Annotated in this window: 18 protein-coding genes and 1 tRNA gene; 6 read left to right on the forward strand and 13 right to left on the reverse strand. The window is 64.5% G+C overall.

Annotation, left to right across the window (positions count from 1 at the left end):
- Window positions 1-369: 369 nt before the first annotated feature.
- Window positions 370-4,569, reverse strand: coding sequence for a DUF3418 domain-containing protein (locus AC3A4T_RS23905; protein ID WP_487677662.1), 4,200 nt, complete (start codon window positions 4,567-4,569; stop codon window positions 370-372).
- A gap of 239 nt (window positions 4,570-4,808) precedes the next feature.
- Between AC3A4T_RS23905 and AC3A4T_RS23910 the strand changes: the two genes are divergently transcribed.
- Together AC3A4T_RS23910 and recQ are read left to right on the forward strand one after the other, a co-directional pair.
- Window positions 4,809-5,396 carry a Dps family protein gene (locus tag AC3A4T_RS23910; protein ID WP_487677663.1) on the forward strand — a complete coding sequence of 196 codons (588 nt, stop codon included), beginning with the start codon at window positions 4,809-4,811 and terminating at the stop codon, window positions 5,394-5,396.
- Between the two features lie 429 nt (window positions 5,397-5,825).
- The gene (gene recQ / locus AC3A4T_RS23915; RefSeq protein WP_057922401.1) at window positions 5,826-7,643 is read left to right on the forward strand and encodes a DNA helicase RecQ; all 1,818 of its coding nucleotides are present in this window, start codon (window positions 5,826-5,828) and stop codon (window positions 7,641-7,643) included.
- 1,235 nt (window positions 7,644-8,878) lie between these two features.
- Here recQ and AC3A4T_RS23920 read toward each other — a convergent pair.
- The 3 genes from AC3A4T_RS23920 to AC3A4T_RS23930 all read right to left on the reverse strand — a co-directional run bounded on the left by AC3A4T_RS23920 (window position 8,879) and on the right by AC3A4T_RS23930 (window position 13,779).
- Entirely contained in the window at window positions 8,879-10,591 is a 1,713-nt protein-coding gene (locus AC3A4T_RS23920; RefSeq protein ID WP_487677664.1) for a ShlB/FhaC/HecB family hemolysin secretion/activation protein, read from the reverse strand.
- A gap of 257 nt (window positions 10,592-10,848) precedes the next feature.
- Complete coding sequence (locus AC3A4T_RS23925) at window positions 10,849-12,264, reverse strand: collagen-like triple helix repeat-containing protein (protein WP_487677665.1); 1,416 nt, start codon at window positions 12,262-12,264, stop codon at window positions 10,849-10,851.
- Between the two features lie 627 nt (window positions 12,265-12,891).
- Complete coding sequence (locus AC3A4T_RS23930) at window positions 12,892-13,779, reverse strand: PhzF family phenazine biosynthesis protein (protein WP_487677666.1); 888 nt, start codon at window positions 13,777-13,779, stop codon at window positions 12,892-12,894.
- Window positions 13,780-14,041: 262 nt separating this feature from the next.
- On the opposite strand from AC3A4T_RS23930, the gene AC3A4T_RS23935 reads away from it, so the two are divergent.
- Window positions 14,042-14,374 carry a hypothetical protein gene (locus tag AC3A4T_RS23935; RefSeq protein ID WP_487677667.1) on the forward strand — a complete coding sequence of 111 codons (333 nt, stop codon included), beginning with the start codon at window positions 14,042-14,044 and terminating at the stop codon, window positions 14,372-14,374.
- 33 nt (window positions 14,375-14,407) lie between these two features.
- On the opposite strand, the gene AC3A4T_RS23940 is transcribed toward AC3A4T_RS23935, so the two are convergent.
- From AC3A4T_RS23940 to AC3A4T_RS23960, 5 genes are all read right to left on the reverse strand, one after another.
- On the reverse strand, window positions 14,408-14,782 hold the full coding sequence (locus tag AC3A4T_RS23940; RefSeq protein ID WP_487677668.1) for a hypothetical protein: 375 nt from the start codon (window positions 14,780-14,782) through the stop codon (window positions 14,408-14,410).
- 127 nt (window positions 14,783-14,909) lie between these two features.
- Window positions 14,910-15,461 (reverse strand): hypothetical protein, encoded by a 552-nt coding sequence (locus AC3A4T_RS23945; protein ID WP_487677669.1) that lies wholly within the window; start codon window positions 15,459-15,461, stop codon window positions 14,910-14,912.
- Window positions 15,462-15,668: 207 nt separating this feature from the next.
- Complete coding sequence (locus AC3A4T_RS23950) at window positions 15,669-16,031, reverse strand: hypothetical protein (RefSeq protein ID WP_487677670.1); 363 nt, start codon at window positions 16,029-16,031, stop codon at window positions 15,669-15,671.
- Between the two features lie 579 nt (window positions 16,032-16,610).
- Window positions 16,611-17,618, reverse strand: a complete 1,008-nt coding sequence (locus AC3A4T_RS23955; RefSeq protein ID WP_487677671.1) for a reverse transcriptase family protein — start codon at window positions 17,616-17,618, stop codon at window positions 16,611-16,613.
- Between the two features lie 87 nt (window positions 17,619-17,705).
- Window positions 17,706-18,011, reverse strand: a complete 306-nt coding sequence (locus AC3A4T_RS23960; protein WP_487677672.1) for a helix-turn-helix transcriptional regulator — start codon at window positions 18,009-18,011, stop codon at window positions 17,706-17,708.
- A gap of 1,191 nt (window positions 18,012-19,202) precedes the next feature.
- On the opposite strand from AC3A4T_RS23960, the gene AC3A4T_RS23965 reads away from it, so the two are divergent.
- From AC3A4T_RS23965 to AC3A4T_RS23975, 3 genes are all read left to right on the forward strand, one after another.
- On the forward strand, window positions 19,203-19,985 hold the full coding sequence (locus AC3A4T_RS23965) for a hypothetical protein (RefSeq protein WP_487677673.1): 783 nt from the start codon (window positions 19,203-19,205) through the stop codon (window positions 19,983-19,985).
- Window positions 19,982-20,980 (forward strand): matrixin family metalloprotease, encoded by a 999-nt coding sequence (locus tag AC3A4T_RS23970; protein ID WP_487677674.1) that lies wholly within the window; start codon window positions 19,982-19,984, stop codon window positions 20,978-20,980. Before AC3A4T_RS23965 ends, AC3A4T_RS23970 begins: the two co-directional genes overlap by 4 nt.
- 78 nt (window positions 20,981-21,058) lie before the next feature.
- The gene (locus AC3A4T_RS23975; protein WP_487677675.1) at window positions 21,059-21,541 is read left to right on the forward strand and encodes a hypothetical protein; all 483 of its coding nucleotides are present in this window, start codon (window positions 21,059-21,061) and stop codon (window positions 21,539-21,541) included.
- A 59-nt stretch (window positions 21,542-21,600) separates the two neighbouring features.
- Here the strand turns inward: AC3A4T_RS23975 and AC3A4T_RS23980 are convergent.
- The 4 genes from AC3A4T_RS23980 to ybgF all read right to left on the reverse strand — a co-directional run bounded on the left by AC3A4T_RS23980 (window position 21,601) and on the right by ybgF (window position 24,553).
- A tRNA-Lys gene (locus AC3A4T_RS23980) sits at window positions 21,601-21,676 on the reverse strand.
- Window positions 21,677-21,791: 115 nt separating this feature from the next.
- Window positions 21,792-22,490 carry a 7-cyano-7-deazaguanine synthase QueC gene (gene queC / locus AC3A4T_RS23985; RefSeq protein ID WP_487677676.1) on the reverse strand — a complete coding sequence of 233 codons (699 nt, stop codon included), beginning with the start codon at window positions 22,488-22,490 and terminating at the stop codon, window positions 21,792-21,794.
- Between the two features lie 574 nt (window positions 22,491-23,064).
- A complete protein-coding gene (gene queE, locus AC3A4T_RS23990; protein WP_487677677.1) occupies window positions 23,065-23,742 on the reverse strand; it encodes a 7-carboxy-7-deazaguanine synthase QueE in 678 nt (225 codons plus the stop codon).
- 7 nt (window positions 23,743-23,749) lie between these two features.
- A complete protein-coding gene (gene ybgF / locus AC3A4T_RS23995) occupies window positions 23,750-24,553 on the reverse strand; it encodes a tol-pal system protein YbgF (protein WP_487677678.1) in 804 nt (267 codons plus the stop codon).
- Between the last annotated feature and the right edge of the window lie 38 nt (window positions 24,554-24,591).

Consider the following 24,591-nt stretch of genomic DNA (forward strand, 5'->3'; position numbering starts at 1 on the left):
TGCGTTCCCATCGGATTGGACTCAAGGCGGGTGATGCACTTGAGGGTAGTCAGTGCAAACCAAAGAAAAACGCTTTTCTTTGAATCAAGGGCCCGCGCGTGCGGTGCATACGCGGGCATGCGCCACACGAGACATCCTGTCTCGGTGGCGCACGGCCCACATCCATGTGCGCCGCCCTTCGGGTGTCCTGTTGCTAACGCGAGTTACAAGCCTCGCAGCGCTGGGTGCGATGCCTGAAATGAGGCGAAAGCCACATGGCCTCCCTGTAGGAGCGGCGCGAGCCGCGACCGCGCCACCTCGCTTACGACGCCAGCACCCGCAACCGACCAGACATACACGCAACGGCGCCACCCCTCGCCCGCGCGGACCTCACCCCCGCAACCCCGCCAACCGCTGCGCCACCTTCTTGGGCGACACCCCACCGCGCACACCCAGTTCCTGCGCGAACAACGACACCCGCAACTCCTCGATCTCCCAGCGCAAAGCCTGCCAGCCCGCATCCTCGGCCAACCCAGCCGCCTGCGCCGCATCGAAGGCGTCGACGAACGGCTTGAGTTCCAGCATCCGCGCCTGATCGCGCACCGGGTCGCGCAAAGCGCGTTCGCTGCGCACCGACAGCGCTTTGAGATAGCGCGGGTACTCGGCCAACGCCGAAGTCGCGACATCGCGCAGGAAACCCGGTGGGGTCAGCCGCGCCAACTGCGCGCGCATGTCGTCGAGGTTGCCGCTGGCCCAGCCCATCAACGACGACTCCAACCGCGCGCGCGCCTCGGCGACCGCGCCGAGAATCGTCTCGGCCTGACGCAAGCGCTCCATCGCCTCGGGAAACAGCTTGCGCGCGACGGTCTCGCGGCGAAGTTCGAAACCGGCCGGATCGCGTACCGCGACCAGGTCGGCGTCGTCACCGAGCAGCGACTGCAAGGCACCGTCGACCAAGTCCTCGCGCAAGCGATCGCTGTCGCGCGGTCGATCATGCGAGGCGCGGTCCTGCGCCGCGCGTGTGGGCGACACTCGCTCCTTGCGCGGCGCCGCCGACTCGATCGCCGCGTACAGCAATCCGGTCTTGGCCTGGATCGGCATCTGCTTGCGCGCTTGCTTGAGCTTCTCGGCCATCGCGATGGCGAGCAGCCGGCGCACCCCGCCCGGATGCGCGCGCAACGCAGCCTCGCGTTCGGCGTGCACGCGCAGCGACACCGTGTCGCCGTCGTCATGCAAGGCCGGAAACGCCGGCACGCCGGCCGCGCCGGGCACCGACAGCGGGATCGGCTGATCCGGAAACGCGGTCAAGCCCTGCTGGCCCAATCCATCGGCGGCCTGCGCCGCGAACGCACGCGCGGCGCGCTCGCCGAAACGTTGGCGTAACTCATCGAGATCGCGCGACTCGGCCAGCACCTTGCGTTCGGCATCCTTGCCGCCGCGCGGATCGGCCGCGTCGAGCAGGCGCAGGTTGATGCGCAGATGCGGCTCGATCGTACTCGGATCGAAATCGGTCGCGGCCACTTCGGTGCCGGTGAGTTTGCGCAGGAACCGCGCCAGCACACTCACAAAATCGTCGGCCTCGGGCTGGCGATGCGCCTCATGGAAGGCCTTGGCGAAATCCGGCGCCGGCACGAAGTTGCGGCGCAGGGTCTTGGGCAGCGACTTGATCAGCGCCGCGGCCTTGTCGGCGACGAAGCCGGGCGCCAGCCACGACAGCTGCGCCGGATCGAGCGCGTTGAGCAGATGCAGCGGCACCGCCACGGTCATGCCGTCGTCGACCGCGCCGGGTTCGAAGCGATAGCGCACCGCCAGCCGTGCATTGCCCAGTTGCAGGTACGGCGGGAACCGCGACGCCTCGGTCTCGCCGCCGACCATCAGATCGTTGTTCGACCATTCCAGCGCGCGTTTCTCGTCGGCCGGCAGCTTGGCGTACCACGCATCCATCGCCTGCACGTTGTGGATATGCGCCGGCAGACGGTCGAGATACCACTGCGCCATCCATTCCTCGTCCACGACCAGGCCGGCGCGGCGCTGCTTGGCTTCTTCCTCGTGCGCCTTCGCCAAGGTGGCGAGGTTGCGCGCGACGAACGCGGCGCGGGTGTTGATCTCGCCAGTCACCAAGGCATCGCGGGCGAAAATGATCCGGCTCTCTTCCGGATACAACGCGCCGTAATGGATCGGCCGCTTCGGCGCCAGCACCAGACCAAACAGACTGATCTGCTCGCTGCCGACCACGCGGCCCTGCGAACGCGCCCAGCGCGGATCGTGATGACGGCGCGCGAGCAGATGCGGCAGTTCCTGGATCGCCCAGTCCGGCTCGATCGTGGCATTGGTCATCGACCACACCCGCTCGGTGTCGAGCAAGGTCGCCGACAACAGCCACGGCGGCGGCTTCTTCGCCAGCGGCGAGCCCGGGAACAATTGGTATTTGCGCCCGCGCGGGCCGTCGTACAGTCCCTTGTCACCGCGAAAACCGATCTGGGTCGGCAGGCCGGCGATGAGCGCGCGGTGCAAGATCGCGTAGGCCGAGGCATCGAGTTCGCCGGAATTCTTCTGCGCCTGCCAACCCAGTTCATCGCACAGCAATTTCAGCTGCCGATGCAGCTCGCGCCATTCGCGCATGCGCAGGAAGCCGAGAAAGTTCTTCTCGCACCAGCCACGCAGCTTGGATTGGGTGAGGTCTTCGTGGGCGGTCTGATACGCGTCCCACAGCTTGAGGATGCCGACGAATTCCGAACGCGGATCGGCGAACAGCGCATGCGCCGCATCGGCCGCGCCGCGCTGGTCGGCCGGGCGCTCGCGCGGGTCCTGGATGCCGAGAAATGCGGTGATCGCGATCATCTCGCGCAGGCAGCCGTGGGCGTTGGCTGCGACCAGCATGCGCGCGAGCTTCACGTCCACCGGCATGCGCGCCATGGTCCGGCCGATCGCGGTGAGCCGGCGCTGTTCGTCGACCGCGCCGAGTTCGGCCAGTTGCTGCCAGCCGTCGGCGATCGCGCGGCTGTCGGGCGGATCGAGGAACGGGAAGTCCTCGATGATCCGCGCCGACGCGCCGTGCGCGGTCGCCGCGTCCTGCTCGGCAACCGCCGCGGCGCCGCGCGGCCCGCGCCGCTTGTGGCCGCCGCCATCGACGCTGCCCAGGCCCAGCGACAGCATGCGCAGGATCACCCCGGCCAGGGCGGCGCGGCGGATCTCCGGATCGGTGTAGCGCGGCCGCGATTCGAAATCCGGCTCGCTGTAGAGGCGATAACAGGTGCCCTCGCTGATGCGCCCGCAGCGGCCCTTGCGCTGGTCGGCGCTGGCCTGCGAGACCGGTTCGATGTGCAGCCGGTCGAGCTTGCCGCGCGGGCTGTAGCGCTTGACCCGCGCCAGGCCGGGGTCGACCACGTAACGGATGCGCGGCACGGTCAGCGAGGTTTCGGCGACGTTGGTCGCCAGCACGATGCGGCGCTTGGGGCCGGGATTGAACACCCGGTCCTGATCGCGCACCGACAGCCGCGCGTACAGCGGCAGCACCTCGGTTTCGCGGTATTTGCGCCGTTCCAGCGCCTGGTGCGCGTCGCGGATCTCGCGCTCGCCCGACAGGAAGATCAGCACGTCGCCGCGCGGATCTTCGCGGGTGATTTCGTCGCAGGCGGCGACGATGCCGTCGTTCACGCTGCGCGCGGGATTCGAGATTCGGGATTCGGGATTCGCGAACCCAGCACGATGAGCGCCGCCAACCTCGCGACCCGCGGCCTTTCCGATTCCCGATTCCCCATTCCCCATTCCCGTATCGTCCAACGGACGATACCGAACGTTGACCGGATACCCGCGCCCCTCGACGCTGACCACCGGCGCGCCATCGAAATGCGCGGCGAAACGCTCGGTGTCGATGGTCGCCGAAGTGACGATGATCTTCAGGTCGCTGCGCTTTTTCAGCAGTTGCTTGAGATAGCCGAGCAGGAAGTCGATGTTGAGGCTGCGTTCGTGCGCCTCGTCGATCAGGATCGTGTCGTAGGCCGACAGCCAGCGATCGGACTGGATTTCGGCCAGCAGGATGCCGTCGGTCATGAACTTGACCGCGGTGCGCTCGCCGACGTTGTCGTTGAAGCGGACCTGATAGCCGACCACTTCGCCGAGCGGGGTGTTGAGCTCCTCGGCCACGCGCCGCGCGACCGCGCGCGCGGCGATGCGGCGCGGCTGGGTGCAGCCGATCATGCCGGCGGCGCCGCGGCCGGCGGCCAGGCACAGCTTGGGCAACTGGGTGGTCTTGCCCGAACCGGTCTCGCCGGCGATCACCACCACCGGGTGCTTGCGGATCAGCTCGACGATGCGCTCGGCCTCGGCCGCGATCGGCAGCGCCGGGTCGGCCGGCACCCGCGGCAGCGACGACGCGCGCGCTTCGCGCTGCGCGACCGAGGCCGCCAGGGCCTGCGCGAACGCGGCCTGCGCCTGCGCGTCGGCGGGCTTGCCGCTCCAGCGCGACCACAGGCCGTGCAGGCGGCCGCGGTCGCGGCTCAATGCGCCGTCGATCGCGTTGCGCGCCTGCCGTAACGCGGCGCTAGCATCCGCGTGGCTAGACTGGTGTTTGGAATTGCTGGTGTTCATCGATAGATCGTTTGCATCGCAGCGCAAGGAACAAACCATTTCACATCGCGGTCGACAGCGCCTATTGTCGCCGCAGTGTCCGACGCGAGCGTCGGAACCCTTTCGATTCGATGCCGGCCCATCCGGAGCGCGCTTGAAATCCGGGGCCCGCGTCGAAACGTATTGAACTTCGGCGCGCGCGCCGGAGCGTTTTGCAACCGTCCCGCCTCACCATCCCGCACTGGAGTAAGGAGTCCCCCATGGCCAAGGTCAGCAAGCCCGGAAAACCGGACAAATCCTCGTCCAAGAAGTCCGCGTCCCCGTCGTCGTCGAACAGCCCGGCCGCGTCGCCCGCCGCCAGCAGCAGCGCGCCCTCGATCGATATTGGGATTTCGCCGGGCGATCGCAAGAAGATCGCCGAAGGTCTGTCGCGTTTTCTCGCCGACAGCTACACCTTGTACCTGAAGACCCACAATTTCCATTGGAACGTGACCGGGCCGATGTTCAACGCCCTGCACGTCATGTTCGAAACCCAGTACACCGAGCAGTGGACCGCGCTGGACGACATCGCCGAGCGGATCCGCGCGCTGGGCTTCAACGCGCCGGGCTCGTACGCCGAATTCGTCAAGCTCAGCTCGATCCCGGAAGAAGCCGGCCTGACCGAAGCCGCCGATTGGCGCGAAATGGTCCGTCAGCTGGTGGTCGGCAACGAAGCGGTATGCCGCACTGCGCGCAAGGTACTCGACCAGGCCGACGACGTCGATGACGCGCCGACCGAGGACCTGCTGACCCAGCGCCTGCAGACCCACGAGAAGTATGCGTGGATGCTGCGTTCGCTGCTGCAGTAATCGCGATTTGGCGGTAACCCGGCGGGCGCGGCGATGGCCGCGCCCGCTGCGTTTGCGGGGGTTGTCGAGGCTGCGGGCTGCCGAGGCTGGTGCCAATGGATGGAGCTCGGACATTCGGGCGATCCGACCGAAAAGCGTCGGGGCTGAAGCCCCTCCCACAAAAGACCGTGGTGCCACGGCCACTTTTGTTAGAGGTGCTTGAGTACCGAAGCTAATTGAGTGAGGGATTAGGCCCCGAGGTCTTTTGTGGGAGGGGCTTCAGCCCCGACGCTCTCCTCTCCGACCCGACAACCCCACCCGAAGCCCCAAGCCCGGCACAACCCCGACCCCGGCGCAAGCCAAGCTCCGATCCCCCGACACTGCAATCGCCGACCACCCGCGCCGCCGGTTTCCGACCGGTCCGCGAACCGGCCCGGTTAAACTAGCCTCATGCCTTCCCCCGCACTCGAGTTACTGCACCGCGTTTTCGGCCATACCGCATTCCGCGGCGAACAGGCGCAGATCGTCCAGCACGTGATCGACGGCGGAGACGCCCTGGTGCTGATGCCCACCGGCGGCGGCAAGTCGCTGTGCTACCAGATTCCCTCGCTGATCCGCGAAGGCTGCGGCCTGGTGGTCTCGCCGCTGATCGCGCTGATGCAGGACCAGGTCGAGGCGATGCGCCAGCTCGGCGTGCGCGCGGCCTATCTCAACTCCACCCTGAGCAGCGAGGACGCGGCCGAGGTCGAACGCCAGCTGCTGGCCGGCGAACTGGACCTGCTGTACGTCGCGCCCGAGCGCCTGCTCAGCGGCCGCTGCCTGAACCTGATCGACCGCGCCAAGATCGCCCTGTTCGCAATCGACGAAGCGCACTGCGTATCGCAATGGGGCCACGACTTCCGCCCCGAATACCGCGAACTGACCATCCTGCACGAGCGCTGGCCCGACATCCCGCGCATCGCCCTGACCGCCACCGCCGACGAGCCGACCCAGCGCGAGATCGCCGAGCGGTTGACCCTGGAGGATGCGCGCCGCTTCGTCAGCTCGTTCGATCGCCCCAACGTGCGCTACCGCGTGGTGCACAAGGACAACGGCACCCGCCAGCTGCTCGATTTCCTCGCCGGGCACCGCGACGAAAGCGGCATCGTGTATGCGTTCTCGCGCAAGCGGGTTGAATCGGTGGCCGAGCAATTGGCCGCCGCCGGAATCAAGGCCCTGCCCTACCACGCCGGTATCGACGCAGGCGTGCGCGCCGCCAACCAGCGCCGTTTCCTGCAGGAAGACGGTGTGGTGATGGTCGCGACGATCGCCTTCGGCATGGGCATCGACAAACCCGACGTGCGTTTCGTCGCCCACATCGACCTGCCCAAGTCGATCGAAGGCTATTACCAAGAGACCGGCCGCGCCGGCCGCGACGGCGAACCCGCCGAAGCCTGGCTGTGCTACGGCCTGGGCGATGTGGTCAACCTGCGTCAGCTCATTCAACAAGGCGAAGCCGGCGAAGAACGCAAGCGGCTTGAGCTGCGCAAGCTGGATTCTCTGTTGGGCTTCTGCGAATCCACCGAATGCCGGCGCAAGGCGCTGCTCGGGTGGTTCGGCGAGCCGCATCCGGGCAACTGCGGCAACTGCGACAACTGCATGGAGCCGCCGCAGAGCTGGGACGGCACCACCGCCGCGCGCAAGGCGCTGTCGTGCGTGTACCGCACCGGCCAGCGCTTCGGCGCCGGTCACGTGATCGACGTGTTGCGCGGCACCGCGACCGAGAAGGTCACCCGCTTCGGTCACGAAGCGCTGAGCACCTTCGGCATCGGCAGCGACCTGGACGTCAAACAGTGGAGCAGCGTGTTCCGGCAACTGGTCGCGGCCGGCCTGCTGGAAGCCGACATCGAACGCCACGGCGCGTTGCGCCTGACCGCCGACAGCGCGCCGGTGCTGCGCGGCGAGCGCGAACTGCGCTTTCGCACCGAAGCGCCCAAGGCCGCGCGCGCGAGCACCCGCAAGACCCGCGGCGGCGCGGGCGCGGCGCCGATGATCGACATGGACCCGGCCTCGCTGCTGCGCTTCAACGCCCTGCGCGAATGGCGCTCGACCACCGCGCGCGAACAGAACGTGCCGGCTTACGTGATCTTCCACGACAGCACCTTGCGCGCGATCGCCGAACAGGCCCCCGACGACCTCGACGACCTGGGCCGCATCCCCGGCATCGGCGTGAGCAAGCTCGATCGCTATGGCGAGGCGGTGTTGCAGCATTTGCTCGATCACGGTTGAGATCGCGGATTGGCCGTCGCATGGCCGTGAAGAAGCGGCTGCGAGAGCGGCTTCGTCTCAGACTGTAGGAGCGCCGTAAGTCGCGACCGCGACCTCACGGCCACGACGCACGCGCGGTGACGCGGTCGCGGCTCGCGCCGCTCCTACAGGAAGCAACCGCAGCTTCGTTTCAGGCTGTAGGAGCGCCGTAAGTCGCGACCGCGACCTCACAGCCACGACGCAAGCGCGGTGCCGCGGTCGCGGCTCACGCCGCTCCTACAGGGAGCGACCGCAGCTTCGTTTCAGACTGTAGGAGCGCCGTAAGTCGCGACCGCGACCTCACAGCCACGACGCAAGCGGGGTGACGCGGTCGCGGCTCACGCCGCTCCTACAGTGAGCCGCCGAAGCTTCGTTTCAGGCTGTAGGAGCGCCGTAAGTCGCGACCGCGACCTCACGGCCGCGACGCAAGCGCGGTGACGCGGTCGCGGCTCACGCCGCTCCTATAGGGCGCAACCGCGGCTTCGTTTCAGACTGTAGGAGCGCCGTAAGTCGCGATCGCGACCTCACAGCCACGACGCAGGCGCGGTGACGCGGTCGCGGCTCACGCCGCTCCTACAGTGAGCCGCCGAAGCTTCGTTTCAGGCTGTAGGAGCGCCGTAAGTCGCGACCGCGACCTCACGGCCGCGACGCAGGCGCGGTGACGCGGTCGCGGCTCACGCCGCTCCTACAGGGAGCGACCGCAGCTTCGTTTCAGACCGTAGGAGCGCCGTAAGTCGCGACCGCGACCTCATGGCCGCGACGCAAGCGCGGTGACGCGGTCGCGGCTCACGCCGCTCCTACAGGGCGCAACCGCGGCTTCGTTTCAGACTGTAGGAGCGCCGCAAGTCGCGACCGCGACCTCACAGCCACGACGCAAGCGCGGTGACGCGGTCGCGGCTCGCGCCGCTCCTACAGTGAGCCGCCGAAGCTTCGTTTCAGGCTGTAGGAGCGCCGCGAGTCGCGACCGCGACCTCACGGCCGCGACGCAGGCGCGGTGACGCGGTCGCGGCTCACGCCGCTCCTACAGGAAGCAACCGCGGCTTCGTTTCAGGCTGTAGGAGCGCCGTAAGTCGCGACCGCGACCTCTCGGCCACGACGCAAGCGCGGTGACGCGGTCGCGACAAAACTGCTACGCCGTAACCCTCACCAATAACGACGGCCACAACGACGACGACGACGGCCACAACGAAAACGAAAACGACGGCAGTAACACCGCCCTACTGCACCTGATACGAGAAATTCAAATTCCACCGCGGCTTGCGGTCGTCGGTCTCCAGCGGAATATCCGCGGTCGGCTTGGCGTAGGCGAAGTCGATATTGAAATGACGGTTATCGGATAGGCGCAGCCCCAGCGCGACGCTGCCCAGGTCGTCGATCGGCGGACGGCCCTGGGTCAATGAAACCCGCGCGTGCTGCACGGCCAGGTACGGGGTCACCGACTTGAGCCATTTGGCTTTCGGACGGAAATTGCGGCTCAGTTCCAGCGCCGCGCCCCAGCCCCTGTCGCCCGAGGTTTCGCCGGGGTCGTAAGCCAGGGCGAAACGGGTACCGCCGAAGCTGATCTGCTCCGACGACGGCAGACGCTGGCGGCTGTACTGCGCGGTCGCGCGCAGCACCGCGGCGTAGCGTTGCTCCTTCCAGGTACGGCTTTGCGCGTAACCCAGGTTGTAGCGGGTGAACGACACGTCGCTGGCGCCGGCCACGTCGATGCCGTCGATGTTGGTGATGGTGTCGGCCGACGCGCCCCAGGTATCGAGCCCGCGCGCGATCGAAAGACTGGCCTGGCGCGCGTGATTCTTCCTGGCCTCGGCGTAGTCCAGTCCCGCGGTCACCACCCGGGTCTTGGAGCGCTGATCGAGCAAGGCGCCGTTGATCGTATTGAAGTAGCGATCGGACTGATCGGCCGCATACACGCCGGCCGACACGAACAACGATCGCTCGTTGCGCAACAGCAGCGGATAGCGCGCGCTGATCGAGACCCGGTCCTGTTCGACCCGGTGATCGAGGAACGCCGGCAGCGGCGTCTGGGTGACCGGCACGCCGCGATAGCGCGAACCGTCGACCCGGCCGATCCAGCCGTCGCTGCCGATCAACTGCGAATAGCCGGCGCTGTAGAAGCGCTCGTTGCCGCGGCCGTCGGGATACAGCGCGGCCAGGCTCCATTGCTCGGCCAGCGAGGTCAGCGCATTGAGGTTGAGCGTCACCAGGCCCTGGGTACCGGGATGATTGAATTCCAGCGCCCAGCTGGCGTCGTAGCGTTTGCCGCCGACATTGAGATCGAGCGAGGTCGCGCCGTCGGTGGTGGTCGGCGCCGGCACGTTGATGGTCATCTTCGCGCCCGGCAGGAAGCCCAGGATCTGCGAATAGCGTTCGAAGGTGCTCTGGCGCAGCGGCCGGTCGTCGATGATGTGCTGGGCGATCGCGCGGATCTTGCGTTCCATCTTGCCGGGCTTGCCGCCGATGCGGACCTGGGCGACATAGCCCTCGACCGCGACCACGCGCACGGTGCCGTCGGCGAAATCCTGGGTCGGCACGTAGCAGAACGACAGCGCGTAGCCGCGTTCGCGATACAGCTTGGTGCAGGTCTCGGCGGCGCCGAGCAGGTCGGCGACGGTGATCTGCCGGCCGATCAAGGGAATGAACAAGCCGGTGACCTGTTCGAACGGCACCGACTTGACCCCGGACACTTCGAACCGGATCGGCGTCAGCGGCACCGCGAGCAACGCGGCCATTTCCGGATTCTGCTGCGGCGCGACGGTGGTGCTGACCTTCGGCTCGGCCTTGGGCAGCGGCGCCTGCGGCAGGGTTTGCAAGGGATTGCCGGTGGTCGGCAATCGTGGCTGAGTCTGAGAATGCGCCGTGGTCGCCGCGAGCATCGCGGTGATCGCCAGCGCCAGTGGATAGCGCTTCCCCCAAAGCCCTGTATCCATGCGTAACCCCTTATGCCTCGGCGATGGCTTTCGCCTTCACTACGCCGGGCCGGCTGTCGTTGTTGTTGTTTTGGTTTGACTCGGGCGAACGATGGTTCCTGTTTTTGGGTGCCTGCCTGGACTCCCGTTTGCGGCGCGGCCCCGGATGCGCGCGGCCTGGGCCGAAAACGCATCCGCACACCATGGATTCGACTCTACGACCTGAGCGCGCGACGGGAACGGCGCGATGCCGTTCCCGCGCGCCAGATCACATCCGATCAGGGCTTACCGCCCTTTTTGCCCAGCAGGCCGGTGCCGAGCAGGCCACCCTTGCCGCTGTCGGTGCCGAGCGCGCCGCCCAGCAGGCCGCCGTTGGTGTTATTGAGCCCGGTCGCCCCGGCTACGCCGTTGACGACCGTGCTCAACCCCTGAGTCACCGGCTGCAGCGGTCCGTTGACCGCCGCGGTCGCGGTCGTGCCGACCGTGGTCACGCCACCGCCCACGCCGGCGAGCGCGCCGCCGACCAGGCCGGTGACCGGCGCCAACGGCGTCGAGCCGCCCACGCTGGCCACGCCCGCACCCACGCCGCCGACCGTACCGCCGAGACCGGCGACGCCGCTGGTCACACCCGCCGCGGTCACCCCGACCGGGTTGGCGATGCTGCCGGCGTTGCCCAGCCCCGCGGTGATGCCCGCGCCGACCGTACCGAGATTGTTGCTGACGCCGGTGACCGCGCCGCCGACCAGCCCGGCCGCGCCGCCCGGAACCGGAGCGCCGCTGAGCGCGCCGCCGAGCGCCGCGCCGGCCGAGGCCACGCCGCCGACCACGCCGCCCGCGCCCTGCGACACGTTGGCGACCAGATTGCCGCCGCCGCTGCCGCCGGTGCTACCGCCGTTGGTCTGGCCCAGCCCCGCGATCGGCGTGAGCACCGAACTGACCGCGCCGGTCAGCGACTTGCCGGCGGAGCCTTCGAGCACGCCGCCGAGCTTGCCGCCGACGTCCTTGACCCCGCCGCCGACGCCCGAGACCAGCCCGCCGGCCGCGCTGGTCAGCGGCTGGATCGGTGAGCCCTGGAACGCGCCGACCGTGGCGACCGTCTTGCCCAGGTCGTCGACCGTGGTGCCGACATTGACCACCAGATTGTCGACCCCACCAACGGTGGTGCCGACCGGATCGCTGATATTGCCGATCTGGCCCAGGCCGCTGCTGGTCGACAGGCCCAGCCCGCTGATCGTCTTGCCCAGGTCGTCGACGACCTGGGCCAGGCCCTGCGTGGTCGGGTTGCTGCCGCCGAGCAAGGCCTGATTGGGAATCTGCGCGCCGAGCGTGCTGACCCCGCCACCGATGCCGGTGACCAAGTTACCGGCCACGGTCACGATCGCGCCCAACGCACTGCCAGGCACGCTGGTGCCGCCCGGACCACCGGGACCGCCCGGATTACCCGGACCGCCAGGGCCACCCGGGCCACCCGGATTGCCGGGGCCACCCGGACCGCCTGGACCGCCCGGATTACCGGGACCACCAGGACCGCCCGGATTGCCGGGACCGCCGGGGCCACCCGGACCGCCGGGATCGCCCGGACCACCGGGGCCGCCCGGATCGCCGGGGCCACCGGGACCGCCCGGATTGGGATTGAAGCTGGATTTGACCCCGCCCGAGCCCGAACAACCGGTCGTCGATACGGTGATCGTCAAAATGCACGCCGCCAGCAAGCTATAGGAAAGGGCTTTGCGAATGCCACGAGTGTCCATCACGTCCTCCGAGCGCAGCGTTGCGCTGCTCCGTGCCTGGGGTTTATCGCTGCGCCTGCGTTCGCGGGGGCGACACCGGCCGAGCGCCGATACCACACATTCAAAGTGTCATTTGAGTGTGTACGGACTGAGGCTGCTCCTGTTTACGGTCTAGGACAAGTGATAAAACCGGTCCAGGCGAGCGACCAATGCGATATTTCCGATAATCGGTAATTCTCGTGAGAAAGCGTGATTTTCGTTCACCGCCGGCGGCTGAAACGCGACGTTGTCGACATACCGGGCAGCTCCGGGCAGCGCGGGCCGCGGGCGATTTCGCGATACGGAAAAAGAATTTCAATCCGCCACTTGAATGTGCACTTCACCCGAGCCCGGCGACTGCGGTGGCGCGGCAGCGGCGCGGATCGCCGTGCATCCGCCGATCAAGCGGGAATCCACGCACTTGCTGACCGGCCCGCCGCGGTCTTTACGCAGCCATTTGGCATTTTTTACGTAAATGCGGGATCGACGTAAATTTTCTCAACGCAATCTAAATTCGGCGCCGCGCCGGAAAGCTCGGACCCGCCGGGCGTCTTACCACTCGACCGTGCCGCGGATCACCGCCTGGACCCGCCCGCCGATCCAGACCTCGCCGTCCTCGTCGATGCCGACCTCGACACAGCCGTCGCGGCCGACTTCGCGACCCTGGCTGACGCTGTAGCGATCGCCGGGCTTGAGCCGGCCGGCCTCGAGCAAGGCCGCTGCGATCGCCGCGTTGGCGCTGCCGGTCACCGGGTCCTCGGCGATGCCGTCGCCCGGGCAGAACGCGCGCACCACGTAGTCGTATCCGGGATCGCGGCTGCGCGCGAACACCGCCAGCCCCAACGCGTCCTCGCCGGCCAGGGCGAGGATGGCGTTGAGGTCGGGCCGCAGGCTGCGCACCGAATCGGGCTGGTCGGGTTGATCGGGCGCGGCATCCAGTTCGACCACCCACCAGCGCGGGCCGTTGTCCCACAGCGCCGGCGTCAGCGCACCGCGCGGCAGACCGGCGAGCGCCGCGTCCAGACGCAGCGCGGTGGCGCGATCGCGATCGCAACGCCGCGCGCGCGGCGCGCGCACGCTGACCCGCATGCCGGTGCTGTCGTGGACGATCCGCACCGGCAACAGACCGGCCGCGCATTCCTGCACCAGCGACTCGCTCTCGGCCGGCACCCGTCGCGCGTCGATCGCCGCCCACGCCGCGCCGAGGCTCGGATGGCCGGCGAAGGCGAGTTCCTGACGCGGCGTGAAGATGCGCACGCGATAGTCGCCTCCGGCTTGCGGCGGCAGCAGGAAGATCGTCTCGGGCAGATGCATCCAGGCCGCGAACGACTGCATCGCCTCGGCGTCCATGTCCTGCGCATCGAACACCACCGCCAGCGGATTACCGGCGCCGATGCGATGGGCGAACACATCCAGTTGCAGGTAGCGGCGCAAGGTCATGAGGCCGGATCGTACCGATTGCCGGCGCCACCGACAGTGGCTTCAGGCCGATTGACGCGGTCGCGATAACGACCGCGCGCGGCGGCTGGAGCGCTTGTCGATATCGTGGCCGGGCCGCCGAGTCTTCGCGCCGACACTCGACATCGCCGAACGGCAGCATGCGACGGCGACGATGTAGATTAGCCAACGCAGTCGCCCATCCCATCCAGCGCTTCGAGCAGGGAAAGCCATGCCGCGTCCACGGCTACTCATCGCATTCGTCATGACCATGTCGCTCGCCGCCGCCGTCGGCGCTCGCGCCACCGAGCTGGGCGAATCGCCGTTCTCCCTGCGCTCGGCCGAACCCGGCAGCGTGCGCGCCCTGGCAGTAGCGCGCGCCGAATTCGTCAAGCGCCTGGCGCTGGAAGCCGGCCCGGATTCGGCCGATAACAACGACGCACGCCAAGCCGACGACTTCGATATCACGATCACCCAGGACGCCGATCACTACCGGGTGGAGTTCGCTCCCGCGCAGCGCGGTTACCGCGGTGGCGCTTACGGATACCTCATCGCCAAGCACAGCTACCGCGTGGTGGAACGGCGGATTTATCCCTAGCCCCGGCGACAGCTGGGTCGATGCGCGCCGCCATCACTTTGGCGGCATCGCCTGAGGCGAGACCTCGGAGTCCACCTGCAGCGAAACAACGGTGCGGCCCTTGCAGGCCGTGGCTTGCGACGCGAACCGCCACTTCGATACCGCGGCCAGGATCGCTTCGCGATAACCGATCGGCACGCGGCCGCCATGTCCGACCGGATGCCACTGTTCCGATACGATGATCGGCGCATGCACGTGTCCGGCACGATCGAGCTCGAACGCGACCACGGCCGAGCCCTCGTACTCGTTGTGCAGCCGCGCCGGCAACTTCGGCGGCACGATCGCGATCGGATCCAATGGCTGCGCACACCGCGGCAATTGGTTTTTCGGCGCAGCGAAAACAACGACGGCCGCGATGCTGAGCAGCATCGCGGCGATGATCGGGCAAGGCATCGGCTTGGGCACGCGTCACCCCGCGAATACGGGAACGTCGCGGCCCCGGAAACGCCAGACTAATGCGCCGGGCGCCGCTGCGGACAGGTCTGCAATTCGTCCTTCATTCGCCCTGCGGTGGCGAAGCCGCCGCCGCATTGGCCGACAAGGCCTTGTAGAACTGGATCGTGGTGGCCGCGTTGTCGGAGGTGGTGTAGTTGTTGACGTCGGACGGATGCGCGGCGAGATCCTTCGACCACTTCAAGCGGCCCTCGTCGATCCAGATCCGGCAGCTCGGCGCCTCTTCCTCGTAGACCTCGATATCGCGCGCGTCTAGCCAGTTGTACAACTGCCGCGGCAGCCAGCGCGGCGTGCCTTCCGACCAGTACAGCACCGCCTGCGGCTTGGCTTGCGGCACCAACGCATGCGAGCCGGCGAAGGCCTGATCGAGCGCCTGCAGGTATCCAGCCGAGCCGTCCGCGGGCGTCCAGGTCGCCGCCGTGCAGTCGGAGTACACATGCGCCAACGACATCATCTCGCCCCAGCCCATGCCGATCGCCACGCAGCCCGACAAGCCCGCGGTATTCAGACCGACCTGCTGCACCGGCTGGCCGGGACCATCGCGATGCTGGCCATTGACCATGATCCACTGATCCAACCCGACTCTGATCAACATCGCATTCGCCTCCGTCACAAGCATCCGACCGGCAACCACTGCCGGCCCTTCGCCTGTCTTGGACGCGACCGCGGCGGGGTTGTGAATCCGCTCGCGCACAGCGCGCTGAACGCCGGCCCGAAAAAACAAAGGCCGGATGCTGAGCATCCGGCCTTGCGTTCGCATCGACGTCGGCGATTCACACCGGCCGCCGCATCGGCGCATCGCTCACTGCAGCGGCTGCAGCTCCAGCGACTGGAACAACTGGTTCTGCGCCTTCTTGGCGATCGAACGCGGCAGCTTCACCAGAAAGCCGTCGCCGGCCAGGCCGACGTCGCCCTGCAGGATCAAACCATTGACGCGCACGTAGCTCTTGATCGAGTACCTCGCGCCGACCCGGTCGAGCTCCAGGAACATCGGCGCGGTCAGGAAGCCCGAACCCTTCTGATACTTGCGCGCATCGCCTTCGCTGCGCTTGAGCACGTAGCCGTTGCTGGTCGCCCAGGAATCGACCATCGCATAGACGTCTTTGTCCGAAGCGAATTCCACGTAGTCGAACTGGTTCTTCCCGTTCTTGGCGATCAGCGCCATGACATTGAGAAGAACGAGCCCGCAAAAGGCGCCAAAAATCGCCATTCCTATAATCGAAGCCATATCGTTCCTTGAACTTGCGGTGAGCGTCCAGCGCGCGTGGGCCGCGTGGCCGTATTGAGTGGCGATGGACGCGGCCGAGCACTATACCGAAGCCCTCGCACGCGCTGCTTGCGCGATACCGACAGTGGCGGGCTTGGCAGCGACGCAGCTCTCGATCGCCAGTCGACGCAGCGCAGCGCTCACGCAAGGGCCTTGTTCGCACGCAGACAGGGCCGCACCACGCGACCGCGCGACATTGGCCTGAAAGAATATGAGCGCGTAGCGGCGGGCGCGGCAAAGGCTGCTACGAAATGAGGACGGCAGAACCGACGTCCGCGCCGCAATTGTCAGGAGCAAATAGAAAAAGCGCCCAGGTTTTCACCTAAGCGCCTGTCTTGTTTGGTGGGCCGTGAAGGATTCGAACCTTCGACCAAAAGATTAAAAGTTAGTACTAGTTTTCTTAAAAATCAGCACCTTGCGGCATCCAAATTTCCCGAAGATCGTCCGTGGAACACCTGGAACCGTTAGACCGGCCCATCAATTTTCCCCGAACTGTTCCGCGTTTACCTTGGAACGTTTCTCTCTCAGTTGAGCGATTCGTTCGGCGGTGCGGACAGGATTTCGCTTGGCCCTTCGCCTGCGCTTTTTCGGTCTAACTTGAGTTAGATCGGCAAACACCGCTGCGCCGATGGCGTCTAAGCGCTCAAGAATGGGCTTGGCGCGCTCCCGGGAGCCCTTCTGCAACCGCTCACCTTCTCGGTATTGCCCAAGCAAGGTTCGGCCAAGTATCTCCGCATCTTCTGGCAACGTTGTTCTGGCAAATGCTCGTTCAAACAGTCGAATGCGCTTTTGCCGCTTGAATGGGATCGAGATGGAATTCTCTGTGATGGCTACACCCGTGATGACCTTGACTTGACCGGGCGCGAAATGAGCCACCTTGTGCCCGACAAAGCCGTTGCGCGTGAGCTCAGCGAGTACTTTCCTTGAAATGGAACGATCGGCACCCGGACCTGAAAAAACCATATCATCAACGTAGAGCGTAAATTTCAGCCCATTATCGGTAGCCAACTTATGCATAGCCTGGAACAGGGGCGCGCATGCCAAGTAAGAGAGTACCGGGCTGATAGCGCTTCCAGTAGGTAGCACCCGGCAGACGCAACAGAGTTTCGCCAAAAAGACCGCCACATCTGTTGGGCATTCCAGATCCTGTTCAAAGAATCTTTTCATCCACTTCAAACTAACAGATGGGTAAAAATTCTTGATATCTACCTTGAATGCGGCGTGACAATTCATGTGCTGGCGCGCGTTCTCTAAATAAGAACGGCCCTTAGTTGCGGAGTAAACGAAGTCTGGTTTCTCAATCTTCGCCAACAGGGCCGCGAGTCGTTCATGGACTTCACGCAACAGCGGAAGCGGCCGCTGAATCTCACGCGGCTTTGAAGGCGGAAACCCAGCAAGGATATCCCTTCGCTTCTGCGGCAAAGGCCACATCTGGTAGTTGCTGTCCGCCAGAGAGGCGAGAAACAGCAGGTCCGTTAGGGACATTTGAAGTGTCTCAGCCAGCTTCCGCTTCGAAGTCGTGCGAAACAAAGGGGACTGATTTAGCGGATAGCTGGGAAGGCGCTTCATTAGTTAGGCCGCACTTCGCTTGCTGGACTTGTTTTCAATCCACTGAAGTATCGCGATGGCTTTCGACCCCAGCATTGACTTCACGCTTAAATCCCGCTGCGATTCGTTCGAATTTTCAGAGAACAACACAAGCGAGGACAGCGGAATATTAAAGTGTTCCGAATAGCGTTGAAGCAAATCTAAACTCGGAACCTTCTTTCCTGATTCAATTTCCGACAGGTACGAACGCGAAATACCCAATGCATCCGCTAAATCGGTTTGATTTACGTCGTGAAACGCCCGTACCAATCGGAGGGCTTCACCGAACATGGCAACCTCCGTAATAAGTTAAAAAGAAATGAATGGAGATGAAGGGTTAGTCCAAGAACTCCTTATAGAAGTCATACATCTTGGACAATACCTTGTAACAGGCGTAAATCCGAGATGCCGCGTTCAGCACGAACTTCAGAACATACTTCTTCTTCGGTCGATGCCTACTGGTAGTGGACGGCTTACAGTTGGGATCAGTTTTGCAGTCGTTATTCATAGTGGAGCGTTTCCTTTTCGGCATTGACGGGTTTCCTCCTCCGACCATTCGAAGGACTACTAACCGTTGTCGGCATTGCCTTAAGGACCACGAATAACAGGGGTAACTGCGAGCTTTTCCCCTTCATTACCAACCCCGTCTTTCTGTCGGAAGACGGTCTATGTCGCATCACAACACACCTCGTCATGATCATTCGACGTTCGCCGAAGACGGACGGACCGAGACGCGTGCTTTGCTGGGGTTAGAGGCCGAAGCCTCCACAGGCGCTTTTGACGCCCCGGGTACAACTGCCGGATATCTCCCTGTACCTGATCACCGGAGCCCACACTACTCCGTTGTTCGCTCACAGTCAACATCATTTCGTCTGCTAGCGACAATTTTTCGACCGAAGTACAATTCGCAAAGTCCAAATGACTACAATTTGTCGGCCAATCAAAGGGTTACACCCGGATCAAGCCTGGTCGCAATCGGGCGTAACAGTGCCGGCCCAACGAACGGGACCATCAATCTTTGCCCGCGTGATGCGCCAGAAGCCCGAGCGGCCACGCAAGCGGTCGAGGTAACACCCGCCATCGTCACCGCGTAGCTGTACCAGCGCCCGACGCCGCACGCAGCGGCCAGGGTCGCCCCAGTCGTCGGGCTCCCATTCCTCATCGACCAAGGCAGTGCCGGCAACGCCATGCGCAGGATCGGCGCCAAGAGGGCCGCGCGACGCGATTACGACCCGGTATCGCTCATTTGGAAAAGTACGCGCTCGGTCTCGCCCCCAGCGATGGCACTAGGTAATGATAGAAAGGATTCGCGAAAGCGTGTTCAGACGGCACGCCATCGCGAATACAGCCAACGCCAAGCGGTTCCAGCCTTGAGCTCCAAGGCGGACGCGAAGTGATTGGGCATTGGGTGACACACCTCACATGGAGAATAGTGAAATGTTACGAGCTTTATTATTTTCGGCCTTAACGGTCGGACTTTGCGTGTCCACTCCGACATTTGCACAGGCCAACAAAGCCACGTTAGAGGCCAGGCAACAAGCGGTAGAAAAGAATCAACAAAAGCGTCTTCAAGCGATCACGCGACGCGGCCGACTTACCACCTACGAGCAGCTACTCGGTACAAGTAAAGTACGGATTGCGTCTTCCGCGAGCGCTAGCGAGACAGCATCGCGCAGCGCAGCGATTGACTTGGCAGCATTGGGGTTCACGGCGGCCGACGTCCAGGCTTATAAGAAGAAAAACATCAATCTTTTCGATGTAGCCCACAGATTTTTCGAGGGTGTGACTTCCTCATCTGAGGCGATGCTAATGGCCGATACCGTCGTGGTTGCAACGGCGGGCGAAATACGTGCAGGGCGGAGTCGCAGCGACGGGTTCTTATCCGAAACGCCTTTCACTGTCGTGAAATCTCTGAAAGGCTCTCGCGCACCGAGTGACGTAGTTCTCGTCCCGAGCAACTCCGGTCCTCTGCCGAATGGCAACTATCAGAGTGATTCCTCTGAGACGAACTTCACGGCCGGGAAAAAGTACCTGTTGATTCTGTCGAAGAACTGGTATGAGCAGTTCGTCGCCCTGAGTGATAAGCGTTCCGAAAGCAATTTCACCGCGCTGCCCTACGACGCCTACGAAGTCGCTGACAACGGCACTCTGCTGCGTCGCTCACATTCAATGCAATCTGGCGCCGGCCCCAAGGACCTTCGATCTGTTGAGATAGATCTGAGCAATCTCTCCCGAACCAAGGGCAAGATGGTGGGCGCGCAATGAATCTCATCCCGCTGCGAATTTTTCTTGTTGCGGGAACAATGGCCTGGGCGGGACTGGCTCAGGCCGTAGCCCCCACCGCGGCGGGACATTATGTCCGCGCCTCTGTGATCTCTGGCATGCACAACTCAGTTCCGCCGAACTGCGTCCAGGCCACTACTAACGCCATTACAACTTGGAACACAGTGGGTGCGAACTTCTCTATTTTGCCGGACTTCGCCGTCTCTACACCTCGGCCCGATGAGCAAACGGCCGAGTACAACGACGCGAATATCACCATCGACACCGGACTCTTCTCGGACCCTCGCGGCATCATGGGAACGAAGAGGTCCCTCAACCCTACAACCAAAATCATAACTAACGCCGATATCAGGGTAGACGATAGACGTGTGTGGAATCACGACCCGTCCGTCGAGCAGCTATCTTGCTCGACGCTACCCCCTGCGATTGACCAAGTTGACTGGGAATCCGCGATTCTCCACGAATTCGGGCACGCTGTCGGCTTTGAGCATGACGCAAGCGCGGGTTGCGCGATGTACCAATATGGACTGCCGGGCGCGATGCAACGCACGCTATGCGCAGACGAGAAACAGGCATACATAGACAATTACAAGGCCCTTCGGATCACAAGCATTCCGAATGTATCAGGGCCGCAGCAAGTCAATATTCCCGCCAAAGTTTACTACGCCGGTACTCCAGCATTCCCAGTGCAACGGAAGACGAAGATCATTCAGTGCGCGAGCGGATGGACATGCGCTGATTACAATGGAAGCTACTCAACCAGCGCCCCTTCCCCACTGACGTTCAATTTCAAGTGCACCCCGGGTGATCCAATGCCTACAGCCACATTTAAGTGGAGCACAACCTTGGTCGACGCCAATGGCGTCGTAACAAACGCGGTGGAGCATACGAGCACATGCACTAGACCGGTCGGGTCGCTGAAGGAACGTCCGAGCGGCGAACCAAAGCGAATCAATCGAGTCATTGTCACCGACTGACACACGTTGCATGGTGCAATCTGATCAGCGTCAACAGTCGCGCCATGCTCTTCGCATGGCGCGACACGCGCCGGCCAAGTGAACTATCCCGCCCTATCAAGCAAATTGCGCCAATCCATCAACACGCCAGGATGGCCTGTTGTTTTAGTTTCCGCGATTGAAGGCACCGACGTGGACACGCGAGTGCTCTCGAAGGCGGCTGACGATGGCCGCAAGCGGTCCAGATTCCACAGCCTGCCATCGCGTATGCTCGCCCGTGTTTGCGGCAAGATCACGTATTACTGCTACGACCAGCGCCCGAAGAAGTTCGCAGAGGTATCACTGGGCAAGGCGTACCCAGAAGCGGCGAGGCGCTGGGCTGAGATGAAATCAGTTGGGGCATTTGATGCCCGACAAGTCACCATTCCAAGTGCGCGATCTGCGCACGAAGGCGGCCACCGAGAAGGCGGAATCGGCCGGCGATGCACGCCAAGCGCACAAGCAGTAGGACACGCGTCCGCCACGATGACGGGGCAGCACATTCGAAATCGCCGCAACGACAAGATCACGCCGAGGAAGTGAATTGCGGAACGACTTCCGGATTGCGGAAATCGGGGTTTCGCGGGAAACCCTTTGAAGTGTGGTGGGCCGTGAAGGATTCGAACCTTCGACCAAAAGATTAAAAGTCTTCTGCTCTACCGACTGAGCTAACGGCCCGAATGCGGGGTGATTCGGTCCCGACCTGCGCCGGGTCGGGCATTCTAACAAAGCCTGCGGTGCGGCGTCATGCCCCGGGTGACCGGGCTCGTTCAGACGGCGGGATAAGCGCCGATCAGACGTAACGGGTCGGGTCGGCCACGCCGGCGGCGCTGAAGCCTTCGGCGCGCAGGCGGCAGGCGTCGCAGTGGCCGCAGGCACGGCCGGCGTCGTCGGCCTGGTAGCACGAGACGGTCTGGCTGAAATCCACGCCCAGGCGCTCACCCTCGCGGACGATGTCGGCCTTGCTCATGAACTGCAGCGGGGCCTGCACGCGCAGCCCGGCGCCTTCGACGCCGGCCTTGGTCGCCAGGTTGGCCAGGCGCTCGAAGGCTTCGACGAATTCGGAGCGGCAGTCGGGGTAGCCGGAGTAGTCGACCGCGTTGACGCCGCAGAAGATGTCGTTGGCGCCGAGCACTTCGGCCCAGCCCAGCGCGATCGACAGCATGATGGTGTTGCGCGCCGGCACGTAGGTGACCGGGATGTCGTCCTTGGCCGCGGCCGCGCCGATCGCGTGGCCGTCGTTGTCGAGCGGCACCGAGATGCTTTCGTCGGTCAGGGCCGAGCCGCCGATGCTGCGCAGGTCGACGCTGACGGTCTTGTGCGCGACCGCGCCGAGCGATTGCGCCACCAATGCGGCGGCGTCGAGTTCGGAGGTATGGCGCTGGCCGTAGCGCACGCTCAGCGCATGCACGGCGAAGCCCTGCTCGCGCGCGATGGCGATGACGACGGCGGAGTCCATGCCTCCGGAAACGAGGACGACGGCTTTTTTCATGGGTGCGGGGCTCTGGATCGGGGACGCTGGATTGGGGAATCGGGAATCGGGAATCGGGAATCGGGAATCGGGAATCGGGAATCGGGAATCGGGAATCGGGAATCGGGAATCGGGTAAGGCTAAACCAGCGGGCTGACGTTTTTGCTCGTTATTCTGGCGAAAACGGGTTCTGCCCTGCTTCGATCAAGTCGGAGGCCTGAAGACTTCAAGACTTCAGCGCGCTCCCATCCAGAACGTCATTCCCGCGAAGGCGGGCTCTGCTTTACTTCGGCGGAGCCGAACATCCAGAGACTTTAGCGCCACATCCCAAGCAGTCCCCGATATCCGGTGGAGCCGAACATGCATAGCCTTCGTGCAAAAGACCTAAAGTCTCTGGATTCCCGCCTTCGCGGGAATGACGAGCGGAGTGACGCGGGACTGGGGACGATTAGGCCGCGAATATGAAGCGGTGTGAGGCATGACGCCAGGACAGATATTGGATAGCGGATCGTAGATCGTGGATCGAGGTAGTCAGTCAAACCTCGACGAAACCGCTTTTACGATTCCCGATTCCCAACTCCCAATTCCCGGCCCCTCACCGCCCCGGCTCGTCATTCCAAAGAATCTTATGCAACTGCAACTGGAACCGCACCGGCAGGCGATCGGCGACGATCCAGTCGGCCAGGTCGCTGGGTTTGATCTGGGTGAAACTCGGCGAGAACAGCACGTCGCAGATCGCGGTCAGGCCGTGCTCGGCGACGATGGCCTTCGACCACTCGTAATCCTCGCGGCTGCAGATCACGAACTTGATCTGGTCGTGCGCGGTCAGCAGCGGCAGGTTGCTCCACAGGTTGCGGTGGACCTCCATGGAATCGGGGGTCTTGATGTCGACGATGCGCGATACGCGCGGGTCGACCGGGCCGATGTCGATCGCGCCGGAGGTCTCCAGCGACACTGCATAGCCGGCGTCGCAGAGTTTTTCCAGCAACTGGATGCAGCGCTTTTGCGACAGCGGCTCGCCGCCGGTCACGCAGACGTGGCGCGCGCCGTGTTGGGCGACTTCGGCCAGGATCGCGTCGAAGTCCCACCACTGGCCGCCGTGGAAGGCGTAGGCGGTGTCGCAGTACTGGCAGCGCAGCGGGCAGCCGGTCAGGCGCACGAACACGGTCGGCCAGCCGATGCTGTTGGACTCGCCCTGCAGCGACAAGAAGATTTCGGTCAGCCGCAGGCGCTCGGACGGCGCATCGGCCGTCTGGGTGACAACGGCGTTCATGGGAGCCTTAGTTGCGCAGCCGGCTCAGCTGGATCGCGTTGAGGCGATCGACGGCTGTGCGGGCGGCGTCGGTGCCGGGATAGCGGTTGGCGACATCGGCGAGCGTGCGCTCGGCGGCATCGATCTGTTTCAGGCCGAACTGGGCCAGGCCGACCTTGAGCAGGGCGCCGGCGGCCTTGTCATGGGTCGGATAGCGATCGAGCAGGGTCTGGAACTGCTCCTGCGCGAGCTGATAATTCTGGGTGACGTAATAGCTTTCGCCGAGCCAGTACAACGCGTTCGGCGCATAGGTGCCGCTCGGGTGGACGCTCAGGAATTCCTGGAACAGCCGCGCCGATTCGGCGTACTGACCGGACTTGAGCACGTTGAACGCGGCGTCGTAGGCAGCGCGTTCGTCGCCGCTCTGGGCGACCAGTCCGGCGTCGCCGTGCACCACCGGCGCGCTGTCCCGGACCGCCGGAGGCGGCGGCGCGGGAACGGACGCTTGCGGCTGCGGCGCGGCTCCGGGCACCGGCGCGCCGACTCCGCCTTCGAGGCGGTTCAAGCGGTTGTCGGTGTCCAGATATTCGGCTTTGCTGCTGTCTTGCAGTTGCTTGTGCTGTTGCTGCAATTCCTCGACCTGGGCGCGCAAGGACTGCAGCTCGCTCTTGAGCTGGTTGACCTGGTTGAGCAGATCGAGATTGGCCTGGTTGTCCGAGGCGCGCTGTTCGAGGACCGCGACGCGGTCGGCGAGGCTGGCGCGCTGGGCAAATGCGGGCGTGGCGGCCGTTGTGGCCGCCACGATCGCCAAGGCTAGTGCGAATTTACGCATCGCTGGGTCAGCCTTCGTTGTTCTATCGGTCATGCCTG

Source organism: Lysobacter sp. Soil_N_51 (assembly GCF_057655755.1).

Bases quoted from the DNA above. Each gene is read 5' to 3' on its own strand.
- AC3A4T_RS23930 (WP_487677666.1), bottom strand. From the start codon at position 13,779: ATGACCTTGCGCCGCTACCTGCAACTGGATGTGTTCGCCCATCGCATC.
- AC3A4T_RS23945 (WP_487677669.1), bottom strand. From the start codon at position 15,461: ATGTTGATCAGAGTCGGGTTGGATCAGTGGATCATGGTCAATGGCCAG.
- AC3A4T_RS23905 (WP_487677662.1), bottom strand. From the start codon at position 4,569: ATGAACACCAGCAATTCCAAACACCAGTCTAGCCACGCGGATGCTAGC.
- recQ (WP_057922401.1), top strand. From the start codon at position 5,826: ATGCCTTCCCCCGCACTCGAGTTACTGCACCGCGTTTTCGGCCATACC.
- AC3A4T_RS23950 (WP_487677670.1), bottom strand. From the start codon at position 16,031: ATGGCGCTGATCGCCAAGAACGGGAAGAACCAGTTCGACTACGTGGAA.
- AC3A4T_RS23910 (WP_487677663.1), top strand. From the start codon at position 4,809: ATGGCCAAGGTCAGCAAGCCCGGAAAACCGGACAAATCCTCGTCCAAG.
- AC3A4T_RS23955 (WP_487677671.1), bottom strand. From the start codon at position 17,618: ATGTCCCTAACGGACCTGCTGTTTCTCGCCTCTCTGGCGGACAGCAAC.
- AC3A4T_RS23920 (WP_487677664.1), bottom strand. From the start codon at position 10,591: ATGGATACAGGGCTTTGGGGGAAGCGCTATCCACTGGCGCTGGCGATC.
- AC3A4T_RS23935 (WP_487677667.1), top strand. From the start codon at position 14,042: ATGACCATGTCGCTCGCCGCCGCCGTCGGCGCTCGCGCCACCGAGCTG.
- AC3A4T_RS23970 (WP_487677674.1), top strand. From the start codon at position 19,982: ATGAATCTCATCCCGCTGCGAATTTTTCTTGTTGCGGGAACAATGGCC.
- AC3A4T_RS23940 (WP_487677668.1), bottom strand. From the start codon at position 14,782: ATGCTGCTCAGCATCGCGGCCGTCGTTGTTTTCGCTGCGCCGAAAAAC.
- ybgF (WP_487677678.1), bottom strand. From the start codon at position 24,553: ATGCGTAAATTCGCACTAGCCTTGGCGATCGTGGCGGCCACAACGGCC.
- AC3A4T_RS23960 (WP_487677672.1), bottom strand. From the start codon at position 18,011: ATGTTCGGTGAAGCCCTCCGATTGGTACGGGCGTTTCACGACGTAAAT.
- queC (WP_487677676.1), bottom strand. From the start codon at position 22,490: ATGAAAAAAGCCGTCGTCCTCGTTTCCGGAGGCATGGACTCCGCCGTC.
- queE (WP_487677677.1), bottom strand. From the start codon at position 23,742: ATGAACGCCGTTGTCACCCAGACGGCCGATGCGCCGTCCGAGCGCCTG.